The sequence below is a fragment of the Acidobacteriota bacterium genome, assembly GCA_029861955.1.
In the GTDB taxonomy this organism is placed as follows: Bacteria; Acidobacteriota; Polarisedimenticolia; order Polarisedimenticolales; family Polarisedimenticolaceae; genus JAOTYK01.
Map to the genome: position 1 here is coordinate 24,039 of JAOTYK010000028.1, position 21,744 is coordinate 45,782.

At 63.4% G+C, this 21,744-nt stretch carries 17 protein-coding genes; 15 read left to right on the plus strand and 2 right to left on the minus strand.

The features are described 5' to 3' along the window. Positions 1 to 72: 72 nt before the first annotated feature. Both OES25_13300 and OES25_13305 read right to left on the minus strand, forming a co-directional pair. Positions 73 to 750, minus strand: a complete 678-nt coding sequence (locus OES25_13300; protein ID MDH3628616.1) for a nucleotide-binding protein — start codon at positions 748 to 750, stop codon at positions 73 to 75. Between the two features lie 80 nt (positions 751 to 830). After that, complete coding sequence (locus tag OES25_13305) at positions 831 to 1,790, minus strand: AraC family transcriptional regulator (GenBank protein ID MDH3628617.1); 960 nt, start codon at positions 1,788 to 1,790, stop codon at positions 831 to 833. A 154-nt stretch (positions 1,791 to 1,944) separates the two neighbouring features. Here OES25_13305 and OES25_13310 point away from each other — a divergent pair, with 154 nt between their 5' ends. The 15 genes from OES25_13310 to OES25_13380 all read left to right on the plus strand — a co-directional run. Further along, a complete protein-coding gene (locus OES25_13310) occupies positions 1,945 to 2,208 on the plus strand; it encodes a hypothetical protein (protein MDH3628618.1) in 264 nt (87 codons plus the stop codon). Positions 2,209 to 2,267: 59 nt separating this feature from the next. Next, a complete protein-coding gene (locus OES25_13315; GenBank protein MDH3628619.1) occupies positions 2,268 to 2,810 on the plus strand; it encodes a redoxin domain-containing protein in 543 nt (180 codons plus the stop codon). An 83-nt stretch (positions 2,811 to 2,893) separates the two neighbouring features. Further along, positions 2,894 to 3,025 carry a hypothetical protein gene (locus OES25_13320; GenBank protein ID MDH3628620.1) on the plus strand — a complete coding sequence of 44 codons (132 nt, stop codon included), beginning with the start codon at positions 2,894 to 2,896 and terminating at the stop codon, positions 3,023 to 3,025. Positions 3,026 to 3,039: 14 nt separating this feature from the next. Then, positions 3,040 to 4,329 carry a cytochrome c3 family protein gene (locus OES25_13325; GenBank protein MDH3628621.1) on the plus strand — a complete coding sequence of 430 codons (1,290 nt, stop codon included), beginning with the start codon at positions 3,040 to 3,042 and terminating at the stop codon, positions 4,327 to 4,329. Positions 4,330 to 4,478: 149 nt separating this feature from the next. Further along, a complete protein-coding gene (locus tag OES25_13330; protein MDH3628622.1) occupies positions 4,479 to 4,964 on the plus strand; it encodes an Rrf2 family transcriptional regulator in 486 nt (161 codons plus the stop codon). Between the two features lie 90 nt (positions 4,965 to 5,054). Beyond that, positions 5,055 to 6,812 carry a CRTAC1 family protein gene (locus tag OES25_13335; protein ID MDH3628623.1) on the plus strand — a complete coding sequence of 586 codons (1,758 nt, stop codon included), beginning with the start codon at positions 5,055 to 5,057 and terminating at the stop codon, positions 6,810 to 6,812. Next, a complete protein-coding gene (locus tag OES25_13340; protein ID MDH3628624.1) occupies positions 6,809 to 8,275 on the plus strand; it encodes a hypothetical protein in 1,467 nt (488 codons plus the stop codon). Before OES25_13335 ends, OES25_13340 begins: the two co-directional genes overlap by 4 nt. Further along, positions 8,272 to 10,233, plus strand: a complete 1,962-nt coding sequence (locus tag OES25_13345; GenBank protein ID MDH3628625.1) for a hypothetical protein — start codon at positions 8,272 to 8,274, stop codon at positions 10,231 to 10,233. Before OES25_13340 ends, OES25_13345 begins: the two co-directional genes overlap by 4 nt. Then, complete coding sequence (locus OES25_13350) at positions 10,233 to 11,315, plus strand: regulator (GenBank protein MDH3628626.1); 1,083 nt, start codon at positions 10,233 to 10,235, stop codon at positions 11,313 to 11,315. The genes OES25_13345 and OES25_13350 overlap by 1 nt, the downstream gene beginning before the upstream one ends. A 16-nt stretch (positions 11,316 to 11,331) precedes the next feature. Beyond that, on the plus strand, positions 11,332 to 11,904 hold the full coding sequence (locus OES25_13355; protein ID MDH3628627.1) for a Rid family hydrolase: 573 nt from the start codon (positions 11,332 to 11,334) through the stop codon (positions 11,902 to 11,904). A 5-nt stretch (positions 11,905 to 11,909) separates the two neighbouring features. Beyond that, the gene (locus OES25_13360; protein MDH3628628.1) at positions 11,910 to 13,187 is read left to right on the plus strand and encodes an ABC transporter substrate-binding protein; all 1,278 of its coding nucleotides are present in this window, start codon (positions 11,910 to 11,912) and stop codon (positions 13,185 to 13,187) included. Beyond that, positions 13,174 to 14,214, plus strand: a complete 1,041-nt coding sequence (locus tag OES25_13365; GenBank protein ID MDH3628629.1) for an ABC transporter substrate-binding protein — start codon at positions 13,174 to 13,176, stop codon at positions 14,212 to 14,214. The genes OES25_13360 and OES25_13365 overlap by 14 nt, the downstream gene beginning before the upstream one ends. A 49-nt stretch (positions 14,215 to 14,263) precedes the next feature. Next, positions 14,264 to 15,136, plus strand: a complete 873-nt coding sequence (gene aroF / locus OES25_13370) for a 3-deoxy-7-phosphoheptulonate synthase (GenBank protein MDH3628630.1) — start codon at positions 14,264 to 14,266, stop codon at positions 15,134 to 15,136. A gap of 136 nt (positions 15,137 to 15,272) precedes the next feature. After that, positions 15,273 to 18,404, plus strand: coding sequence for a thrombospondin type 3 repeat-containing protein (locus OES25_13375; GenBank protein ID MDH3628631.1), 3,132 nt, complete (start codon positions 15,273 to 15,275; stop codon positions 18,402 to 18,404). Between the two features lie 349 nt (positions 18,405 to 18,753). Then, a partial coding sequence (locus tag OES25_13380) for a thrombospondin type 3 repeat-containing protein (GenBank protein ID MDH3628632.1) occupies positions 18,754 to 21,744 on the plus strand: 2,991 nt, incomplete at its 3' end.

Consider the following 21,744-nt stretch of genomic DNA (forward strand, 5'->3'; position numbering starts at 1 on the left):
GACTCATGATTCGAGTGGGGTTTGATTCCGCAACGAACGTTAGAGTCCATCGACGATCACGGGCCGCCGGAATTACTTAACCGTCGCCTCTTCCACGATGACCGCATAGCGATAGCCGGCGCCGAAGTTCTTGTCGACGGCGACGGTCCCTTGAACGGAGACGATCTCTCCGACCGCTGTCGCGTCGGACGTCGTCACGGTGATGTCGTGGGTTCCGGCAGTCTCGTCGCCGCTGCCGTCCTGAAGATGGATCCAGTTCCGGCCCATGATGCCCGAGCTGAACTTCACGACCTGGCCCCGCAACGTCACGACTTTCCCGGAGAGCTCGCCGCTGTCGGCGTAGAGTTCGGCGATGGTTCGCGCCGTCTTCCCGACCGGCTTGTCGATCGCGATCGGCGCGTTGCCGGTCGGCGCCTTCGGCGACACCGCGGGGGAGTTCTCGAGGGTCCCGAAGTAGATCGTCTCGAAGCTCCGTCCGAGACTCTCGCTTTCGAAATTCGGCATCGCCTGGGGATTGGCGATGACGACCTGCGCTCCAACCTCGAGACGGGCCTGGGGTACGGCGGCCCACGCCTCACCGTCGGCGGTCCGGAAACGCACGTAGGTGTAGTTCGAAGCGTCGTGGGTCTCGAGAACCGTCCCGGCGATCCGTTCGAAGCCGGCTGACTGGGTGGCGGGCCGGGGTTCGGTCGCATCGGCCGTGCATCCCAGCGCGACGATCGCAAGAGCCATTATCACCACGACACGCATGTCATCCTCCTCATGTTCCGGTTTTCAGGAAACGAATGGTATCCCCCCACGGAAGCGGTCGCCGCCTCAATTGGGCACCGCTATGGGCGTTTGCCTTTCCGGGTCACCGACTTGATCGATCCGGCAGTCAGGTCAGGCATGAGCCCGCGGCCCGCCGGCGTCTCTCCGACCCAGAGCGAAGTCGGGGCCTGGACGATGACCGACGGTGCAACACCGAAGGCTTCACGGCAGGCGCGGGAGAAGTCGGCCTGATCGGAAAAGCCGGCCTCGTTGGCGGCTGCAGCCAGATCCCATCCCGAGAGCCCAAAGAGGACACCGGCCCGCAACCGCAGCCAGCGCCGGTAGGTGCGTAGGGGCACGCCGACGTGGGTGCGAAATAGGTGGCTCAGCCGGCTCTCCGACAGACCGGCCTCTTCCGCGAATTCACGCACCGGAGTGTTGAGCGTGAAATCTCGCAGCAGGCGATGCATCGCCTGTAAGACCCGACCGTCCGCGGGTGCAACGGGGCCGAGTGCCGAGAAGTGTCGGACCAGCGATCGGGCCACGCGAAGAGCCGCTGCGATGTCGTCGCAGCCGATCAAACGGTGTAGCGCCGCGCGAAACGGTTCCACGTTCGCCGGTCTGATGAAACCGATCGGCCGGGTTCCAAGACTCGCGCGGAGAGCCATGCCGGGGGTCGTCAGCGGGCCGACGATGAGTTGCGCCGCTCGGCTGCCGTGCATGCGGTGATGGTGCGGTACGTTGGAGCCGATCAGCACGCCGCCCAGTCCGGTGGCGCCGCCTCCGCCCTCCGGATTCACTTCCAACTCCCCATCCAACGCCAGCGTCAACTCGACGCAAAAATGACCATGCGGAGCCGATCGGAGCGCAGGCCCGATAAAGAGAGCCATCTCGTGCCAGAAGAAGCAGGCCGCCTCGGGGGAGGGATCGGCACAAGAAACCTGGGGAATCGTCGACTCGAGCGCATGCGGGGCTAGCGTGCGGGGCTCCAGGTAATCGTCGTTGCCAAGCCGCATCGTGACCTCTCTCCCGCCCCTCATCCGCACGATTGGTTCAAGTTTACCCCAAAAACACCGGCACAATGCGATCCTGGCGATTGGAAGAACAGCAGGTTCCCTCAAGACCGTCGAGGCTTACCCTGCGTAGCCTGGGCGGATACGGGTTTCAAACAACCCGACCAATAAGGAGAAATGAATGAAGAGAGTTCTGATTGCATCGTTGACCGCATGCGCGCTGGTCGTCGTAGTACTGGGAGCGACGACGCTCATGACGCCTCCCGTCGAGGCCAGACCCGCCTGCCCGAAGGGCGGGCCGGTCAGCAACATCTTCTGCGGCGGAATCGCGGGCATCGAATGCCCCGGCAATCTCGTTTGTATCGACGATCCCCGAGACAACTGCTGCCCCCAGACGGGTGGAGCGGATTGCGGCGGGGTCTGCGTCCGACGCGGCCGAAGGTAGAAGTTTGACCTGGGCCGTGAGATCATCTCGCGGTCCAGGTCATTTTCCGCGAGGCTTCCATGTCGGACCACAACCGGATTCTCAACATCGCGCTAGTCGTGATGGTCGTCGCCCTGGTGGTGATCTCGGGGCTGTTGATCCATCAGAATCGACAGCTTAGAGCGATGCTGGAATCCCAGTACAACGCTGAACTGGAAGAGATACCGCGACTCGAAGTCGGAGATGTGGTGGAAGGGTTCACTCTGCCCGCGCTGGACGGTGCCCAGACCAATCTCGATTACACCGACCGGGAAACCCTGTTGCTGTTTTTCTCCCCCGATTGCCCCGCCTGCAAGACCAACTTCGCCAACTGGCAGGCGATCGAAGACTCCGACCTCGGAGACAACCGACGCGTGGTCTTCATCTCGACGGTCGACGAAGAACGAACGCGTCAGTACGTGGCGGACAAGAACTTGCGCAGCGAGGTGCTCGTCGGTAGCCCGAGCGTCCTCGATCGCTACAAGGTGGCCCGCATCCCGACGACCGTGCAGGTCGGCCCGGGCGGCGTCGTGAACGGTGTCTGGATCGGCGTGCTCTCGGAGGCCGTCGTCGCAGAACTCTGACCCGCCCTCCCGGCTGTTTCCCCCCTCCCTTCATACGTAGAACTCCCGATACCAAGCTCTGGCGATCAGAGTACTTTGTTCCCATGCGCGGAATCCCACCCAACGATGGGATCAAGTCCATCCGCGACGTGGTGGCACCGATGGAACGCCGGCAAGACATCAAACGGATCGTGGGTTCCCACGGCCGATCCATACTCAGCAACAAGAACACCTAATCAGGGGAGGCATCATGAAGAAGAACACGCCCTTACTCATCGTCATATTGGGTGGTCTACTCCTGATGTTTCCATTCAATGCTGCCGCACAGAGCTACTTCGGCGCAGAAGCCTGTGCGAACTGCCATATCACCCAGCACAACGAGTGGATCGTCTCCGGTCATCCCTGGAAGCTCGTTTCGTCTGAGGTCGCTCAGAACCGTGCGGTCCCTCTTCCGCAGCCACCCCTGCCGCCGGGCGTGTCGGGTCTGACGTGGGACGACGTGAGTTACATCATCGGCGGCTACAAATGGAAGGTCCGCTACATCGACAACGACGGCTACATCATCACCTCGGTGGATACCGACGGCGATGGATTGGCCGACACCCCCGGCATGAACCAGTACAACATGCTGACGGGGGAGTGGTCCGACTACCATCCCGGGGAAGAGTTCAAGCCGTACAACTGTGGGACCTGTCACACAACCGGTTGGGTGCCCGACACCGACTGGGAGACCGACGGCGATCTTTCGGACAACCAGGACGGTCTTCCCGGAATGCACGGCACCTTCGCGTTCGGCGGCGTGCAGTGTGAAGCCTGTCATGGCCCCGGCGCGCACTTCTCCGGCGAGTACCAGGGCATCGACGACTCAGCGGCTGCCTGCGGGAGCTGTCACTTCCGTGGCGACACGGCGACGATCCCGGCAAAGGGTGGGTTCATCCGTCACCACGAGCAGTACAACGAGCAACTGGCCAGCCCTCATGCGGAACTGAAGTGTGTCAGCTGTCACAACCCGCACAAGAAGGCCGAGTACTCGATCGTGACCTCCTGCGAGGATTGCCACTCCGGTATCGCCGACTCCTACGCCCTGACCGAAATGGGCGAATTCGGCGTCGAATGCCAGGACTGTCACATGCCGTTCGCCACCAAGTCCGCCCAGGCACTGGGCCCCTACAAGGGCGACATACGGACCCACCTGTTCCGCATCAATACCGATGCGGATGCGAACCTCTTCACCGAGGATGGTGGTTTGGTGCTCCTGGACGAGATGGGTCAGGCCGGAGTCACGCTGGACTTCGCCTGCCTGAGTTGTCACCAGGGCGAGAACCTGCTCTGGGCGGAAGACTACGCCAAGAACTTCCACGAGATGGAGGAGCCCGACGAAGTTTGCCTCTGTCATATTCCGCGGGGTAACCCGAGGAATCGACACGACATCTGTGTCGATCCCGATGATGTCGCCGCGCACTTGAACCACGGCGACGTGCTGGACGAATGTGCGAACGTTGAGGTAGTGGACAGATTCCGGAGGAGAACTTCAAACTAGTTTCATCGACCATGAGAGAGAGGGGCCACCCGGAGAGCCGGGTGGCCCCTTGTGTGTTTGGTCGCAAATCGAGGTCAAGATAGATATGCGTTATCCGGAATGTGACGTATCCTCATTCGCAGGAAAAAGCATCCGAAGTGGGTGGGCCAATGAGATCACTCTCGAAGAAGACCCGGTACGCGTTTCACGGTCTGGCCTATATTGCTGCGTTCTCAAGGGGTAAGCCGATTCCGTTTGACGAGATCCTGGCCTACCTGCGGGCCTACTCGCAGAAGCTGACGCTTTCTCCGGGATACATCGCCAAGATCTTCCAGGACGTCGCGCGGGCCGGCTTCACCCAGGCTGCTTCGGGTCCGGGTGGGGGATACCTGCTTGCCCGCGAACCCGAGACCGTTTGCATGGTCGACATCATTGAAGCGCTTGAAGGGCCTCTCGTTTCCCAGTGCTGCCTGCTCTCGGTGGGGGATTGCCCTCGCCAGTCGCGATGCGGCGTGCGTTCCGTCATTCGTGAAGCCGAGATGGCGCAGTACCGCGTTTTCGAGGGCGAAACGTTGGCGACACTCGCGGCCAAAGTGGAGTTCCCGGAACCGTCGGTGATCCAGGCTCTGCGAGAACGAGACAAACCCACCCGCTAGCGGAATCGGGTGGCCTTTCGGTCTTTTCGGCCCTTGACACAGGGTTGAGATCTCGTATATTCCGGATATTCAATATCCGAAATAGTGCCAATGTCTGCGAATAACATCCACATTTCGGGCTTTTTCTATCCAAGCCCGCCTGCCAGCGACCGTCGTCTCGACCGGCCACCGCCGCGACTGTCAGGAATCTGGCTGCTGTGCCTGCTGCTCCTCGCGGCCTGCTCCGCGGAAACCGCACGGGTGTCGACCAGGGACGATCTGGCCGGGGCCCGGAAATCGGAGTCGGTGAGCCTGCCGGATCCGGTCGCGGGAGGCGGCTTCAAGGATGTCACCCTCGGCGCCGGCATCCGTGCTCGACATCATGCGCCCACGCCCGATCTGACCAACATCATCGATGCGGTGGGGGGAGGGGCAGCGTTTGGCGACCTCGATGGGGACGGCTGGCTGGACCTGGTCGTGGCCAGTGGTCCGCGGAGTCCCGACCCGGACGGAGCGCCCGACGCACACCAGGGCATGCGGCTCTATCGCAACCTCGGGAACGGTACGTTCGAAGACGTCACCGACCGTACGGGAATCCCGGCATCGACCGGCGCCGTCGCGATCGCTGTTGGCGATGTGAACGGGGATGGTCATCGCGACCTGTACCTGGCGGATCGCGGTCCCAACCGATTGTTCATCAACCGGGGAGACGGGTCGTTCGACGAGGCCTCGTCCGCCTCCGGGGTGGCGGATCCGCGCTTCAGTGTCGGCGCGGCGTTTCTCGATATCGAAGACGACGGAGATCTCGATCTCTACGTCGCCAACTACCTCGAGTTCGACCCGCGGGAAGACAATTTCTTTGCTCCCGACGGGTACCCCGGCCCTCTCTCTTACAAGGCCGAGGGAGATACGCTTTACCGTAATCGTGGTGACGGCACGTTCGAGGACGTGACGTCGTCCTCCGGCATCGGTTCGGTGATCGGACGCGGGATGAGTATCGCGACCGCCGACTTCGACCGAGACGGAGACACGGACATCTTCGTGGCCAACGACGCGACAGCGAACTTCCTGTTGCTCAACGACGGCTCCGGTCTGTTCTCCGAAAACGGTCTCGTCGCCGGCGTCGCCATGGGCGTGAACGGGGAGCAGACGGCGGCGATGGCGGCCGATGTCGGGGATCTCGATGGGGACGGTCTGCTCGACCTGGCCGTCTCGGACACCAGCTACGGCGCGGTTTATCGACAGACTCCCAACGGTGGTTTTCGCGACGAGGTCATGGGTTCCGGGGTGGGGGCCCTCTCCGGCCAGTACGTCAGCTGGGGGCAGAATCTGCTTGATTTCGACAACGACGGTCGACTCGATCTATTCGTCGCGAATGGCGGTCTTCACCATCTGGTGGGTTGGGAAGACCTACTGATGCGCAACGTCGGAGATTTTAGATTCGAGGATGCCACCGAGGCGGGAGGTTCCTACTTCGCATCGCGCAACATCGGTAGGTCGTCGATCGTGGCGGACTACGACAACGATGGCGACATGGATCTGTTTGTCACGAGTCTGAACGGCCATCATGTTCTGCTTCGAAATGACATCGCCGGACGCGACTCGTGGGTCATGCTGGATCTGGTCGGACGGCGATCGCGAGATCCCTTTGGCGCGCAGGTCCAGATGCAGATCGCAGGGGAGACGCTGGGCGGCGCCAGTCGGAGCCGGTCGGCCTACCTCGGGCAGGGGGATTCGCGACTCCACTTCGGGCTAGGTCCCGAGGATCGCTCGATCGACCGAATCCGGATCGATTGGCCGGGCGGCGGAAGCAGCGTGGTCTCCAACGTCGCGCCGCGTCAGATCGTGCGGATCGAGGAGGGCCTGTGAGGGCCGGCGCCGTATCGACGCTCGGTCGCGTAGCCGCTCTCGCCTGTTTCGTCATGGTCTGCGCAGGCTGCAGCCCCACACCCGCCACCGCGCCCGCAAAGACTCTCTCCGATCTGGTGGTCGTTCAGTTGCCGATCGCGCAGAGTGTCGTCGATCCCGCCCAGCGCCTCGATCTCGACGCGAGGTACCCGCTGGGGAGCCGCGTCATCCGGGTCCGTCCAGGCTCATCCGCGGACGACTGGACCGTCCTCTCCCGGGGGTTCGCGACAGCCGGCGCCCCTGCGGTCTCACCCGACGGATCTCGGGTGATGTTCGCCGGTCGGAGGACCGCGGATGCTCGCTGGGGCGTTTACGAGTGTTCGGCGCTCGGATCCAAACCGCGCAAGGTGATCGTATTGGATCGCGACTGCGGCGATCCTGCCTATTTGACGGCGGACCGATGGGTCGTCGTGTGTGCCGTTGACGGCCAGGACGTGGCGACGATCTCGGGGTCCCGTCGGGAATTGTTCACCGCCACGAGATCACGTTCGAACGTCGAACGGATCACCTTCGGCGTCGGTTCGGCGTCCGATCCGTCCCGACTCGGTGACGGCAGGATTCTTTTCTCCATGAAGCAGGGCCTGCAGGCCGCTCTGTTCACGGTCAATCCCGACGGTTCGATGATCGAGCCGTTCTTCGGAAGCCACCAGTTCGGGTCGATCCGATCTCGCCCGCGTGCGACGACCGACGGAGGCGTGGTCTTCATCGCCACCGATCCGGACGGCAACACTCGTTTGGAACGGGTGGAGACGCGCCGCCCGCTCGCGACCGCGCGAACGCTCGTGTTCGATGCGGGCTCCGAACAGCGTCTCGCCGACCTCCGTTCGGCCGAACCGATGGTCGATGGCGGGCTACTGCTGACCGGCCGGATGCGGTCCGGGACGGGTTCTGCGCGGACGTCAGCCGTCTTTCGGACGGTTCCCGGGGTTCAAGCGTTGCAGCCGGTGTTCGACGATCCCGCGTGGGACGAGGTCGAGGCCGTCGCTCTCTCGATCGTGGAGCCGCCGCGCGGAAAACCGTCCGGCCGGCGAACGGACCTGACCAGCGGAAAGCTGATCCTCTACGATGCGAACCGATCCGACGGCGTGGTGGGTCCGTCCCCCGGAACGCCACGCGCGGTCGAACTCGTCGTGCAGGCCTTTTCTGAAGGTCGGCCGCAAACGTTGGGAGTCGTCCCGCTCGAGGCCGACGGCTCGCTCTTCGCCGAGGTGCCTCCCGATCGACCGATCCGTGTGCGCTCCGTTGACGCGAACGGGGCCGAGATCTCGACATCCGCGTGGTTCTGGGTTCGGCCGGGGGAGACGCGGGCCTGTTTCGGTTGCCACGAAAGCCGCGAGTCGGCACCGGTGAACCGCAGGGTCCTGTCCACGACGCGGCCGCCTATCTCGCTCGTCGAGACGACCGTCGAGGTGGCCCGGCGATGACGATCATGACCCGACGTCGGATCCGCTACGCGGTGACGGGATTCTTTCTGGTCACTCTGGTTCTTGGTCTGGCCGGTTGGGTGGGCGCACACACCTGGCTCCCGGCCCACGTCCAGGTAAAGACCGGTCGTACGGAGGTGCCGCAGGGGATGTGCCTTCGGTGTCATGCGAATCGTACGGCGCCCCCGGTGGCGGCGCAGCGCCCGCACACCCGCTTCGTCTCCCCGGAAGGCCTGGCGGTCTCACCCGACGGCGCTCGGTTGTTCGTTGCTGCATCCGGTGTCGATCGTCTGATCGAGGTCGATCTATCGACCGGGAAAACGAGTCGATCGATCGACCTGCCGGGCGGCCCCCATGGCGTGGCCGTCTCTGCAGATGGCCGGAGGCTGGCGGTCTCCAGCCGTCACGGGGATCGGGTCCGCATCCTCGACATGGCGACGCTCGAACTGCAAGAGGAGCTCGAGGTCGCCGAACCTCTCGGTCTGGCCCTCTCCGCCGACGGCGATCGGCTCTTCGTCGCCGAGGGATTTGGAAACGCGCTCGTCTTCGCCGAGACATCCTCCTCCACCGTCGGCCGACTGGTCGCCGGCATGCAACCGTACGCACTGGACCTCTCGCAGGATGAGCAACTGCTCGCAGTGGCGAACCGGCTGGTCCGACCCGCCCGACCGGGTGTTCTCGCAGCCTCCGAGGTCACCCTGATCGATGCCCGGAACAATCGCATTCTGGAGCGGCGAGAACTTCCCTCGGCCCACCTGAGCGAGGGCATCGCGGTTTCGGCCGACGGCTCCCTCGTCCTGGCCAGCGCGCTGAGATTTCGCAATCTGCTGCCCCTGACGCAGGTCGCCCGCGGCGCGGTGATGACAAGTTCGATCGTGTTCATCGAGACTCGTTCCGGCGGTCACACCGTCCAGTTCCCACTGGACGAGGTGAACGCCTTCTTCGCCGATCCCTCGGGCGTGGCGCTGACCCCGGACGAGGGCGTCGCCTTCGTGGCTCACATGGGAGCCCGGAAGGTAACCGCGATCGACGTGCACGCGTTGCGCGATCTGGTGGCGGATCGCGACGAACGGGAGCTCGACCTACTGGCCGACGACCTGGGGATCTCGGAGCGCTACGTGCTGGCACGAATCCCGACCCGCGAAGCACCCCGGGGGCTGGCTCTGTCGCCATCGGGAGATCGTCTGTATGTCGCCGAGCGGCTGGCCGATTCGATCGCCGTGATCGATACGATGTTACTCGAGGTCGTCGACCGGATCGATCTCGGGGGGCCGAACCAGCGAACACCGGAGCGCCGTGGCGAGCAGGTGTTCCATGACGCCTCCGGGACGTTTCAGGGGCAGTTCTCCTGTCGCTCGTGTCACCCCGACGGACACAGCGACGGTCTGATCTGGGATTTCGAGATCGACGGTGTCGGGCAGAACCTGGTCGACACCCGTTCGTTGCGCGGGATTCGCGACACCGCTCCCTTCAAGTGGAACGGCAAGAACCCGGATCTGGCAACCCAGTGCGGGCCGCGTTTTGCAAAGGTGCTCACGCGGTCCGACCCGTTCCCCCCGGACAAACTGAGAGACCTGGTCGCTTTCATCGAGTCGATACCCGTGCCGCCACGGCGGTCGTCCCATGGCTCGACCGAAGCGCTGGAAGCGGGGCGCAAGATATTTTTCCGAACCCACACCAACAACGGTCGGATGATCCCCACCGAGCAGCGCTGCGACACGTGCCACCGTCCGCCGCTGTTCACCGACCGCCTGTCCTCGGACGTCGGTACGGATGGACGTTTCGACACACCCCACCTTTTCGATATCGGGTCGACTGCGCCCTACCTGCACGACGGCCGTGCGTTGACGCTGGAGGAAATCTGGACGGTGTTTTCCCCGGACGACACGCACGGAGTCGCCGAGGATCTGAGCAAGGTGCAACTCAACGATCTCGTGATCTATCTGAGGAGTTTGTGATGCGCGCCAAACTGGCCACGCTGATCGCATTCGTCTTGCTGTGTTCGACCGCACCGGTCGCAGCCGGCGATGTGCCGTTCACCGGTTGGGAAGTCTTCGACACCGCCAGCGGGTTGCCGTCGAACAAGGTCTTTGCCGTCCTGGTCGAGGGGCCGCGTGTCTGGGCCGGTACCGAGGAAGGACTGGCCCTGCTCGAGAACGACGCCGTGCGCGTGTTTGGCACGGCTGACGGTCTTCCGTTCCCTGCGGTGACCGCTCTCGCCGTATCGGAGAACGGCGATCTCTGGATCGGAACGATGGGTGGGCTGGCGCGATTGACCGGCGGGCGGTTTGACGTCTTTACGCAGGTCAACAGCGGTCTCGCCAACAACGTTGTCTATGGGATCAGCGTGGACGGGCCGAACGTATGGGTCGCCACCGCGGCCGGGCTCAGTCGCTATGACACGCGCACCGGTGGGTGGGCGATCTTCGACACGACCAACACGCTGATGCATGAGCCCTGGACCTATTCGGTCTTGGCCGAGCGCGGCGCGGTCTACGTCGCCGTGTGGGGCGGCGGCGTGATCGTTCGGGACCGAGTGACCGGGCAGTTTCGCGAACATCGCGATCCGGATGGCGAGATGGAGATCGACCTCTTTCGTGACGACGGCCTGGTCCACGATGTCACGTCTGCGATCGGAGTGTCGGGCGATTTGATGTGGGTCGGCACCTACTTCGGGCTGAGTCGGTACGACGGACGGCGTTGGAAGAGTTACAGTCAGATGGACAGCGGTCTGGCCGGCGACTTCATCAATTTCGTCGTCGCCCGTGACGATCTGGTGTGGATCGCGACGGACCAGGGCATGAGCCGCTTTGACGGTCAGACCTGGCATACCTGGCGCCGACTTCCGGGCAGATCCTTCGAACTGCAGATCGACGGACCCGACGGCGAGCGTAGAACGCGACGGCAGACAAGCGGTCTCCCCAGCAATACGGTCTTCTGCATCGGTCTGGCGGGCGACGATGTCTGGGTCGCGACCGCGGCTGGACTCGCTCACGGAATCGCTGCCGATTCGAACCCCTCGATCAAGCCCAACAAGTGAATTAAGGAGACGACGAATGAAAGAAGATCTCACCATGTCAATGGATGAAGTATTCGAGGAACGCCTCAGCCCGGGTGCCCGGGCCGAACTCGAGGCGTTGGGTCTGGTCGGAACGGAACGATTGGGTCTCGATCCCGTAGCGGATCGACCGTTGATTCCCAAGCGGGCGATCGAAGCGCCCGAGATGCTCAACGAGGCATATGACTACGCAAAACCCGCATCGTTCAGCCGCGGCATGTCCGTGGAGTTACCCGGAGCGACGATGATCCTACTCTCCGGGACCGCCAGCGTGGACCACACCGGCGCGAGTATCCATCCCGGCGATTTTGACGCCCAGTGCCTGCGCACGTTTGGCAACCTGACTCAGCTGCTCGTCGCCGAGGGAGCGAGCTGGCACGATGTCGTCCGGACGAGTTGCTACCTTCGGGACATCGAGCGCGACTACGACCGCTTCAACGAACTACGAACCGCGTTCATGAACTCCGTCGGTCTGAACCCGCTGCCGGCAAGCACGGGAATCCAGGCCCGTATCTGTCGCTCCGACCTGCTGGTCGAGATCGAGGCGACGGCGATCGTGCCGCGGGGATGAGACGGATGGCGTCACGAGCGATCGGTTTGCTGCTGGCGGCCGGCCTGCTGTTCGTCGGCAGCTCGACGATTCGCGCGGGCGAGTCCGGCGAAGCCGACCGGGGGGAGCCACAGCAGGTCTATGCTCGGACACCCGACAAACTGGTGCCTTATTCCCGGTCGGGAAACCCGTATCGGCAGTTCTACCTGACAGCGCCGGTGTTCCGGGGAGAGGGCCGAGAGGGTGCAGACCCTGCCGGAGTGTCGACGGTGCGCATCGGTCTGCTGGCGCCCTTGCACGATTCGCCGGATGTCGCGGCAGGTTCGAGTCTCAGGCGCGGCGTCGAACTGGCGCTGGACGAGGCCAACCACCAGGGTGCGTATCAAGGGATTCCCTTCGAGTTGGTCCTCAAGAACGATCAGGCGTTGTGGGGCAGCTCAAGCAACACCCTCGTCGAATTGGCCTACACCGACCGGGTCTGGGCGGTGATCGGTTCGGTCGATCCAAACAGCACCCACGTGGCTTTGAGGGTCGCCCTCAAGACGGAACTGCCCATCGTCAATGTCGGCAGCACCGATCCGACGATGACCGAAACCGGGATCCCGTGGATCGTGCGGATAACTCCCGACGACCGGCAGTCGGGCTATCGGATCGCCTCTCTGATCTTCGAGGAGAAGGGGCTGTCCCGTGTCGCCGTGATCCGTTCGAGCGATCGGTACGGCCGGTTTGGCATCAAGGAGTTCCGTGACGGTGCCCGACGATTGGGCCGACCGCTCCCGATGGAGCTTCTAGTCAATCTGGGTCAACGGGATTTTTCGTCGCAACTGGATCGTCTCGCAGATTCCGGTGCCGAGGCGGTGGTCCTGTGGGTCAAGGCGGCGGAGGCGGGGCGAATCGTGCGCCAGATGGCTGAGCGTGGAATGAACCTACCCGTCGTCGGTACGGATCGGATCGTATCGGAAGAGTTTCTCGAGCTCGCCGGTGAAGCGGGCGAGGGGGCCGAGGCGGCGTTCTGGATGAACCCCGGACGACAGGATCCGGGTTGGTTGGGATTCACCCGCCGCTACCGCGAGCGGTTCGGGGCCGACCCCGACGCGTTCGCGGCCTACGGCTACGACGCGGCACGGCTGGTCTTTGAGACCGTCAGGACGCAGGGGCTGAACCGCGCGCGGATACGCGACGGGTTGAGCGCCGTCCGTGAGTATGACGGTGTGACCGGGACGATTCACCTCGACGCGACGTCGAACAACGTGTCACCCGTTGTCATTGCGAAGGTCGTTGGGGGGCGTTTTGTCTTTCGCTGAGGTCACCCTGGCCGTCACGATCCTCGCAGGTCTTCCGCTGACCGGCGCCGAGCCCGATCGCATCGTGATTGGGCTGCTCGTGACGACGGGACCCTCCGCGGAGGCGCTCACCGAGGGCGCGGAACAGGCCGTGAACGAGATCAACATGGCCGGGGGTATCGACGGGAGAGATCTCGAACTCGCCCGCCTCGCCGTGGGGGGACCGTGGAGCGACGGGGCCGGTCTGACGGCGCGTCTGGTCTTTGAAGAGCGGGTCGTGGGTCTGATCGGTCCGACCGCCGACGGGGCGGCCCACGTCGCTGCTCAGATCGCAACGCGAAAGCGGATCCCGGTGATCACTTTGTCTCCGGAGGAGTCCCTGACGCAGGCGATGGTTCCGTGGGTCTTCCGGGGAGTTCCCGGCGATGGCGCGCAAGCTCGCGCGTTGCTGCGCGGGCTGTTCGAAGATCCGCAAGGGAAGACCGCGCTACTGGCGGTTCCCGACGGTCGTTCCGGTCGTGAGCGCGCCACAGCGGTTCGAAGCGCCTGTCGGGATCTCGGTGTGCGCGTGGTTGAAACGCTAGTCGGCGACCAGCCCGCTGGCGACGATAGCACCGCTGCCGACGTGTTGTTGCTCTGGCTCGATGCAGCGCAGGCCGTCGGTCGTCTTCAGGCGCTCGGGCGCGAGGGAACGCCGCAGCGGATCCTCGGCAGCACGCGGCTGGATACTCCGGAACTCGTCGGCGCGCTTCCGGATTGGGCGAAAGGACTCGTCCTTCCGCTTCTCCGGGGCGACTCTGCGTCCCCGGTGGTAGCGCCGGGAATCCACCACGCGCTGGGTTACGACGGGATTCGCGCGTTGGCCGACGCGGCGCGACGGCGGGGGCGAGAACCGGAGGCGTTACGTCGCGGGCTGGGCGAAACGCAGGTTCACGGCCACACGGGAACGTTTGCGTTCGATTCGCGCGGGAATCGTGTGGGATCGATCGAGTTCGGGGTTGTCCGTAACGGACAACTGCTCCGGCCTCGCCTGCGTGGGGGGCATTGATAACTGTGCAGGAGCCGCTAATCCCGGCTTCGGCGAGGTGAGGGAAAGCATGGAGTACGAAATACCCGATCTCAGCGTCCTTAGACGATGCTGGTCGGACTACAAGGACGAATCCCGAACCCACGAGGTAGAGGTCAACGGCGTCAGCTTTGGGGGCGAGGTTCCCGTGATCATCGCCGGCCCGTGTGCGGTGGAGAGTCTGGAACATACTCTAACCATCGCGCGTGACGTTCGCCGCGTCGGTGTGCGTCTGATGCGTGGCGGTGTGTACAAACCGCGAACCAGTCCGCACAGTTTTCAGGGTCTGGGCGAAGAGGGTCTGGAGATCCTAGACGAGGTTCGGCGTTTGACCGGGCTGGGGATCGTGACCGAGGTGATGGATCCGCGGTTGGTGGAGCAGGTGGCCGCTGTCGCCGACATGCTACAGATCGGGTCCCGCTCGATGCAGAATTTCCCGCTGCTCACGGAAGTCGGCAAAACTCGAAAACCGGTGTTACTCAAGCGAGGTTGGAACGCGACCCTAGAGGAGTGGCTCTGCGCGGCCGAGTACATCGCGAAACAGGGTAATCGCAACATCGTGCTCTGCGAGCGAGGGATCCGGACGTCCTGCAACTCGGACTACTCCCGCAACGTCCTCGACCTCAACGTGATCGAGCCGCTGCGTCGTCTGTGTCCGTTACCGATCATCGTCGATCCCTCTCACGCGACCGGTGCATGGCGACTCGTCGCGGCCATGAGTCACGCAGCGCTGGCCAGCGGCGCGCAGGGGCTGCTGATCGAGGTGGTTCATCGCGAGATCGACCGAGCGAAACTCAAGTGTGATGCCGAGCAGGGGGTCCCGCCCGGGGTGTTGGCAGAGATCGTGGAATCGGCGTTCGCTTTCCCACCGTGCCTCCCATGCCTGTCTGTGGGGCGGCTCTGACCCGACGCGGTCCCCATCCAATCTGAGACGGCGATTGACGGGTTTCCGCAAGAATCCCCAGACGAATGATGCCGCATCCCGCGTAGACACCGTATATAGAACAGACTCCGGGGGGGTCCGACGGAACGAGGTCCTTGTGAAGAGTCTATCTGTCCTTGCTACGCTCGTGATCGCCCTGGCCTGCCAGCCCATTCAGGCCCAGGAGCAGGTCCTGCTGGACGCCGGGAATCCGATGACCTACCTGGCGAATGCCTCCGATCCGGGGATCGGTCTGAGTTGGACCCTGGGGGCGTTCGATGATTCCGCGTGGCAGGTGGGCGTCTACGGTGTGGGCTTCGAACTGGCAACTGGCGCCGAGGACCTGATCCAGACCGCCGTCCCCGGCGGGAGCTCTTCGGTCTACACGCGGGCGACCTTTAACATCGACGATATCAACGCTGTTCAGGGGCTCACGGTGGGCGCCGACTACGACGACGGCTACGTGGTCTGGATCAACGGCATCGAGGTCTTTCGTTCCGTAGAGATGCCCGCCGGCGCGCCGGATTGGAACACGGCGGCCTCGACTCACGAGTCGAGCAACGCACAGCTACCGGTCTACGACGTGCAGGACATCTCGCTCACCGGAATCCCGGCGCTGCAGAACGGGCCCAACGTATTGGCTGTCGGAGCCTGGAATGTGAGCGGCGCATCGTCCGACCTTGTGCTCGTCCCTCAACTGATCGCGAATCCGGCGTTCTCGTTGGTGCGTGGGCCGTATTTACAATCGGGATCGGAAAGCGCGATCACCGTGCGCTGGCGAACGGCGACCGCGACCGAGAGTCGCGTGGACTACGGCCTGGCGCCGGAGGCGCTGACGCTCTCGGCCAACGACGCGACCCTCACGACCGAACACGAGATCACGCTGACCGGACTCGTCGCCGGCCAGACCTACTATTACGGCGTCGGTGACGCGACATCGTTACTGGTCGGCGGGGACGACCGTCACCTGTTCGTCACGGCTCCCATGCCGGGAACACCCAGTCCGACGCGAGTATGGGTGCTTGGCGATTCCGGAACCGCTAACCAGAACGCCCGCGACGTGCGCGACGCCTACTACCTTTTTGCCGCAAGTCAGCACACCGACCTGTGGCTGATGCTGGGTGACAACGCCTACCCGGTCGGCTCTGACTCGGACTACCAGTCCGCGCTCTTCGACATCTACCCCGACATGTTGCGGAAGTCGGTGCTCTGGCCGACCCTCGGCAACCACGACGGTGCCAGTTCCGATTCGCAGACGCAGACGGGTCCATACTACGACATGTTCACGTTACCGACGGCCGCCGAGGCCGGCGGTCTCAGTTCGGGAACCGAGGCCTACTACGCGTTCGACTACGGGAACATTCACTTCGTGGTTCTGGAGTCCTTCGAGACCGATCGCTCACCCGGCGGGGCCATGCTGACATGGCTGACCAACGACCTGGCGGCGAACACGAGGGACTGGACCGTCGCGTACTGGCACCATCCACCCTACAGCGCGGGTTCGCACAACTCCGACACGGAGGCCCCACTGATCGACATGCGCCAGAACGCGCTGCCGATTCTCGAGGCCCATGGCGTCGATCTGGTACTCAGCGGCCACAGCCACAGTTACGAGCGTTCGTTCCTGATCGACGGGCACTACGGCGATTCGTCGACGTTCATCCCCAGCATGCAGATCGATGCCGGCGACGGCGACCCGGCGGGCGATGGAGCGTACGCGAAGCCCGGGCCCGGTCCGATCGGCCATCAGGGTGCGATCTACGCGGTTGCCGGCAGTTCGGGACAGGCGACGGGGGGTGCACTCAACCACCCGGCGATGTTCGTCGGCCTGAACATGCTCGGATCGCTCGTGCTGGATTTCGACAACGAACGGCTCGATGCGAGTTTTCTCGATTCCAGTGGAGCGACGCTGGACACGTTCACCATCATCAAGCAGACGTGTGACGATCCCGACGCCGACGGAGTCTGCACCGGCGATGACAATTGCCCGGTCGACCCGAATCCGGGCCAGGAGGACGCGGACGGCGACGGCGCCGGGGACGTCTGTGACCCGTGCCCGAACGACCCGGACGACGACGCCGATGCCGACGGCGTCTGCGGGGATGTCGATAACTGCCCCGAGGATCCGAATCCGGGTCAGGTGGATGGCGACCAGGATGGGCTGGGCGACGTGTGCGACCCGTGCCCGAACGACCCGGACAACGACATCGATCAGGACAACGTCTGCGGCGACGTGGACAACTGCCCGAACGTGCCCAATTCCAACCAGTCCGACCAGGACATGGACGGCCTGGGCGATGCCTGCGATATCTGTCCGCTCGATCCTTTCGACGACATCGACGGGGACGGCGTTTGCGGTGACGAGGACAACTGTCCCGACATACCGAATCCCGGGCAGATCGACTCCGATGGCGACGGCAAGGGCGATGCATGCGATCCATGTCCGTTGGACAGCGGCGTGGCCGATAGCGATGGCGACGGCATTCCCGACGTGTGCGATTGCGCCGACCTGTCACCGGGAGTTGCGTTCCCGCCGGGCCAGGTGGGTCCGTCGCTTGTCATGGGCAAGACCAACTTCCAGCCCGGCGGTGGAGGAACCCTGTCGCAGACACGGCTGCGTTGGAGTCGCGGTATCCAGGGGCACGTGTCGAACATCTACCGCGCCGTGCCGGGCGGCGCGATTGCGACAATTTGCCTCGTTCCGGAGACCCCGCAGGTGCAGGCCGGCGACTCCCAGAACCCGCCAGTCGGCGGCCTGTTTCTTTATCTGGTCAGCGCCGAGAATGTCTGCGCGGAGAGTGACGTCGGGGAGAGCAGCGATGGCGCATCCCGGGCTCCGCCGGCAATTTGCCCATCGGTCAACGGAGAGTCCGACGGTGACGGAGTGCTCGATCTCGAGGACAACTGCCCGCTGACACCGAACCCTACGCAGGACGACGTCGATGTCGATTTTGTCGGAGACGTCTGCGACAACTGTCCCACGATCTTCAACCCCGGCCAGGGAGATGCCGACGGCGATGAGATCGGCAACGCCTGCGACAACTGCCCGACGGAACCCAATCCGGGCCAGCAGGATTCGGATCTGGATCGCCACGGCGACGTCTGCGACAACTGTCCCAACGACAAGAACGAGGACCAGGGGGACAGGGACGGCGATGGAGTGGGGGACAAGTGTGACAATTGCCCGGATGTCTTCAATCCCGATCAGAGGGATAGCGATGGTGACGGAAAAGGCGACGCCTGCGATTGACGTAGGATTCGATGTCGTCGCAGCTGTCGGCGCGTCCAGGTCGTGACAGACGTCGTAGCAGGGGCTCGGAGGCACCCGCCCGATACATCACTATTGGGGATTATTTGGCCCTATTCGCCGACAATCCATAAATCCAATCAAAACGTTTGGTTCTTGGGCCTCTTAATAGTATCTAAACAGGTAGCGGTTTCGGATCACCTTAGTCAAGACTCGTAGAACAAGGGTCGGTCACAGGCCGTCGTAAGTCGGACAAGGGGGCAGACTCAGTTTTCCGATTCGGGGCAAGTCCCGACGCCGGTGACAGCGCGAGCCGCCCGATCGACAGCGAGTAACTTAGAGGAGAGGCCGCTTGGCCGAATCTCGACAGCGTTGTTTTCTTTCGAGGTCTCTCGCGATCGTGGCCGTTCTAGGCGCCGCGATCGTTCCTGTAGCCGCTCAGGAAACGATCGTCGTCCAGGCCGGATCCCCCAACACCTATCTCGCAAACACGGCCGATCCCGGCATCGGCATGACCTGGACCTCGCCGGCGTTCGATGACTCGTCGTGGACGGCCGGAAACTACGGTGTCGGGTACGAGGGCCAGACCGGAGCCCAAAACCTGATCGAGTCGACGGTTCCGATCGGGTCTTCTTCCGTCTTCACGCGTTCCACATTCAACATCGTGGACGTGAACACGGTCACCAATCTGTTTCTCGGTAGTGATTACGACGACGGCTACGTGGCCTGGATCAACGGCGTCGAGGTGTTTCGATCGGCCTCGATGCCCGGCGGCGCCCTGGCCTGGGACACGACCGCGGCCGACCACGAATCCAGCAACGGTTCGGTGCCGGCCTACGATTTCAAGGACATCTCTACCCCGGGCATTGCAGCCCTGCAGAACGGTTCGAACGTTCTGGCCATCGGTGTCTGGAACATCAATTCGATCTCGAGTGATCTGGTCCTCGTCCCCAACCTGACCGTCAACAAGGAACTCACGGTAACTCGTGGGCCGTATCTCCAACTGGGTACGTCGGACAGTATCGTCGTGCGCTGGAGAACCAGCATCCCAACCGATAGCGTCGTCGAGACCGGTGCGTCGCCCGCCAGTCTGACCCCGGCCGTCACGGATCCGGCTCTGACGACCGAACACATCGTCACGCTGCCGTTCCTCAGCGCGGACACGACCTATTACTATGCGGTCGGCACGACCTCGCTACGTTTGGCCGGCGGCGACCCGGATCACCGTTTCGTCACGGCGCCGCAGACCGGAACCGCCAAGCCGACACGCATCTGGATTGTCGGAGACTCCGGCACGGGGGACGCGAACGCCCTGGCGGTGCGCGACTCCTTCGTCACCTGGTCCGGCGGGATCCCCCCGGATCTGTGGTTGATGCTCGGAGACAACGCCTACAATTTGGGTACGGACGATGAGTACCAGACCAAGCTCTTCGACATCTACCCCGACATCCTGAACAAGACCGTGCTGTGGCCCACGCTCGGGAACCATGACGGTGCCTCGGCGGACTCTTCCACGCAGTCGGGGCCGTACTACGACATCTTCACGCTCCCCACGGGAACCGAAGGCGGTGGCGTCGCTTCGGGAACCGAGGCCTACTACTCGTTCGACTACGGCAACATCCACTTCTGCGTGTTGGATTCCCACGAGACCAACCCCTCAGCGGGCGGCGCGATGATGCAGTGGCTCGATCTGGATCTGGCCAGCACGGCCCAGGACTGGGTCATCTGTTTCTGGCACCACCCCCCGTACAGCAAAGGTAGCCACGATTCGGATACCGAGGGCCGCATGGTCGACATGCGCCAGAACGCGGTCCCCATCCTCGATGACCGTGGGGCGGACCTGACCTTCACGGGCCACAGTCACAGTTACGAGCGCTCGTTCCTGATCGACGGCCACTACGGTCACTCCAGTACGTTCCTGCCGGACATGATGGTCGATCCCGGGGACGGGAAGCTGGACGGCAGCGGCGCCTACATGAAGGAAAACCTGGGCCCGGATCCCCATACCGGAATTGTTCACACGGTCGCAGGCAATGCCGGCAAGCTCAGCGGCGGTCCCTTGAACCACCCTGCGATGTTTTTCTCAACGAACACGCTCGGGTCGGTCGTCGTGGACGTCGACGGCAACAGCCTGGAGATGACGTTCGTGGACAGCACCGGCGCGGTCCTCGATTACTTCACCGTCTACAAGGATTTCTGTTTTACGGATACGGATGGTGACGGTGTCTGCGACAACGTGGACAACTGCGTCGACGATCAAAACCCGAGTCAGACCGACACCGACTCGGACGGCCTGGGCGATGATTGCGACACATGCCCCAACGATCCCGACAACGATATCGACGGCGACGGCGATTGCGGCGACGTCGACAACTGCCCGAGTATCGCCAACTCAAACCAGCAAGATCAGGATCAGGACGGCATCGGTACCGTTTGCGATTCCTGTCCAGCTGATCCCGAGAACGACCAGGACGGTGACGGCGTTTGCGAAAGCGCCGACAACTGCGACTTGATTCCCAACCCCGGTCAGGCCAACAGCGACACGGATGCTTTCGGTGATGCTTGCGACAACTGCTTGACCACGAACAACAACAGTCAGGTGGACAACGACGGCGACGGCCTCGGGAACCACTGCGACAATTGTTTCAGGCGCGTCAACCCGTTGCAGGAAAACGCCGACGGGGATCTGGAAGGTGACATCTGCGACCTCTGTCCGAACGATCCTCAGAACGACATTGATACTGACGGTGCCTGTGGTGACATCGACAACTGTCCCATAGTACCCAACTTCGAACAGAGTGACGTCGACCTGGACACGCTGGGAGATGCCTGCGACCCCTGTCCCCTGGACCCGAACAACGACATCGACGGCGATACGATCTGCGGCAACGTGGACAATTGTCCCGACAACCCGAATCTGGATCAGGCGGACACCGATGGCGACGGCCTCGGGGATGTCTGTGATGCGCTCGCCGACTCCGACGAAGACGGAGTCCTTGACCAGGCCGACAACTGCCCGCTGGTCATCAACCCCCTGCAGGAAGACGCCGACGGTGACGGAGTCGGCGATGCGTGCGACGTGGACGATGACAACGATGGTGTCGAAGACGACAACGACTGCGAGCCGCTGGTTTGCGGGGTTGCGCATCCACTCCCGCCGCTGCTCCTTACGGTGGACAAGGGTGTCCCATTCGACGCCCTCCTGAGTTGGCCGCTGGGGCAGGCGCCACTGGCCGACGTTTATCGCGGTGAAATCGGTTCCGGTTCACCGCTGATGGACACGCTGGCGTGCTTCGACACCGAAAACACCACGGCGCAGAGCATCGATTCGGACTTCCCGCTC

Coding starts and splice junctions, on each gene's coding strand:
- OES25_13300 (MDH3628616.1), bottom strand. CDS start 750: ATGCGTGTCGTGGTGATAATGGCTCTTGCGATCGTCGCGCTGGGATGC.
- OES25_13350 (MDH3628626.1), top strand. CDS start 10,233: ATGCGCGCCAAACTGGCCACGCTGATCGCATTCGTCTTGCTGTGTTCG.
- OES25_13355 (MDH3628627.1), top strand. CDS start 11,332: ATGAAAGAAGATCTCACCATGTCAATGGATGAAGTATTCGAGGAACGC.
- OES25_13325 (MDH3628621.1), top strand. CDS start 3,040: ATGAAGAAGAACACGCCCTTACTCATCGTCATATTGGGTGGTCTACTC.
- OES25_13305 (MDH3628617.1), bottom strand. CDS start 1,790: ATGAGGGGCGGGAGAGAGGTCACGATGCGGCTTGGCAACGACGATTAC.
- OES25_13315 (MDH3628619.1), top strand. CDS start 2,268: ATGTCGGACCACAACCGGATTCTCAACATCGCGCTAGTCGTGATGGTC.
- OES25_13310 (MDH3628618.1), top strand. CDS start 1,945: ATGAAGAGAGTTCTGATTGCATCGTTGACCGCATGCGCGCTGGTCGTC.
- OES25_13320 (MDH3628620.1), top strand. CDS start 2,894: ATGCGCGGAATCCCACCCAACGATGGGATCAAGTCCATCCGCGACGTG.
- OES25_13345 (MDH3628625.1), top strand. CDS start 8,272: ATGACGATCATGACCCGACGTCGGATCCGCTACGCGGTGACGGGATTC.
- OES25_13335 (MDH3628623.1), top strand. CDS start 5,055: ATGTCTGCGAATAACATCCACATTTCGGGCTTTTTCTATCCAAGCCCG.
- OES25_13360 (MDH3628628.1), top strand. CDS start 11,910: ATGGCGTCACGAGCGATCGGTTTGCTGCTGGCGGCCGGCCTGCTGTTC.
- OES25_13330 (MDH3628622.1), top strand. CDS start 4,479: ATGAGATCACTCTCGAAGAAGACCCGGTACGCGTTTCACGGTCTGGCC.
- aroF (MDH3628630.1), top strand. CDS start 14,264: ATGGAGTACGAAATACCCGATCTCAGCGTCCTTAGACGATGCTGGTCG.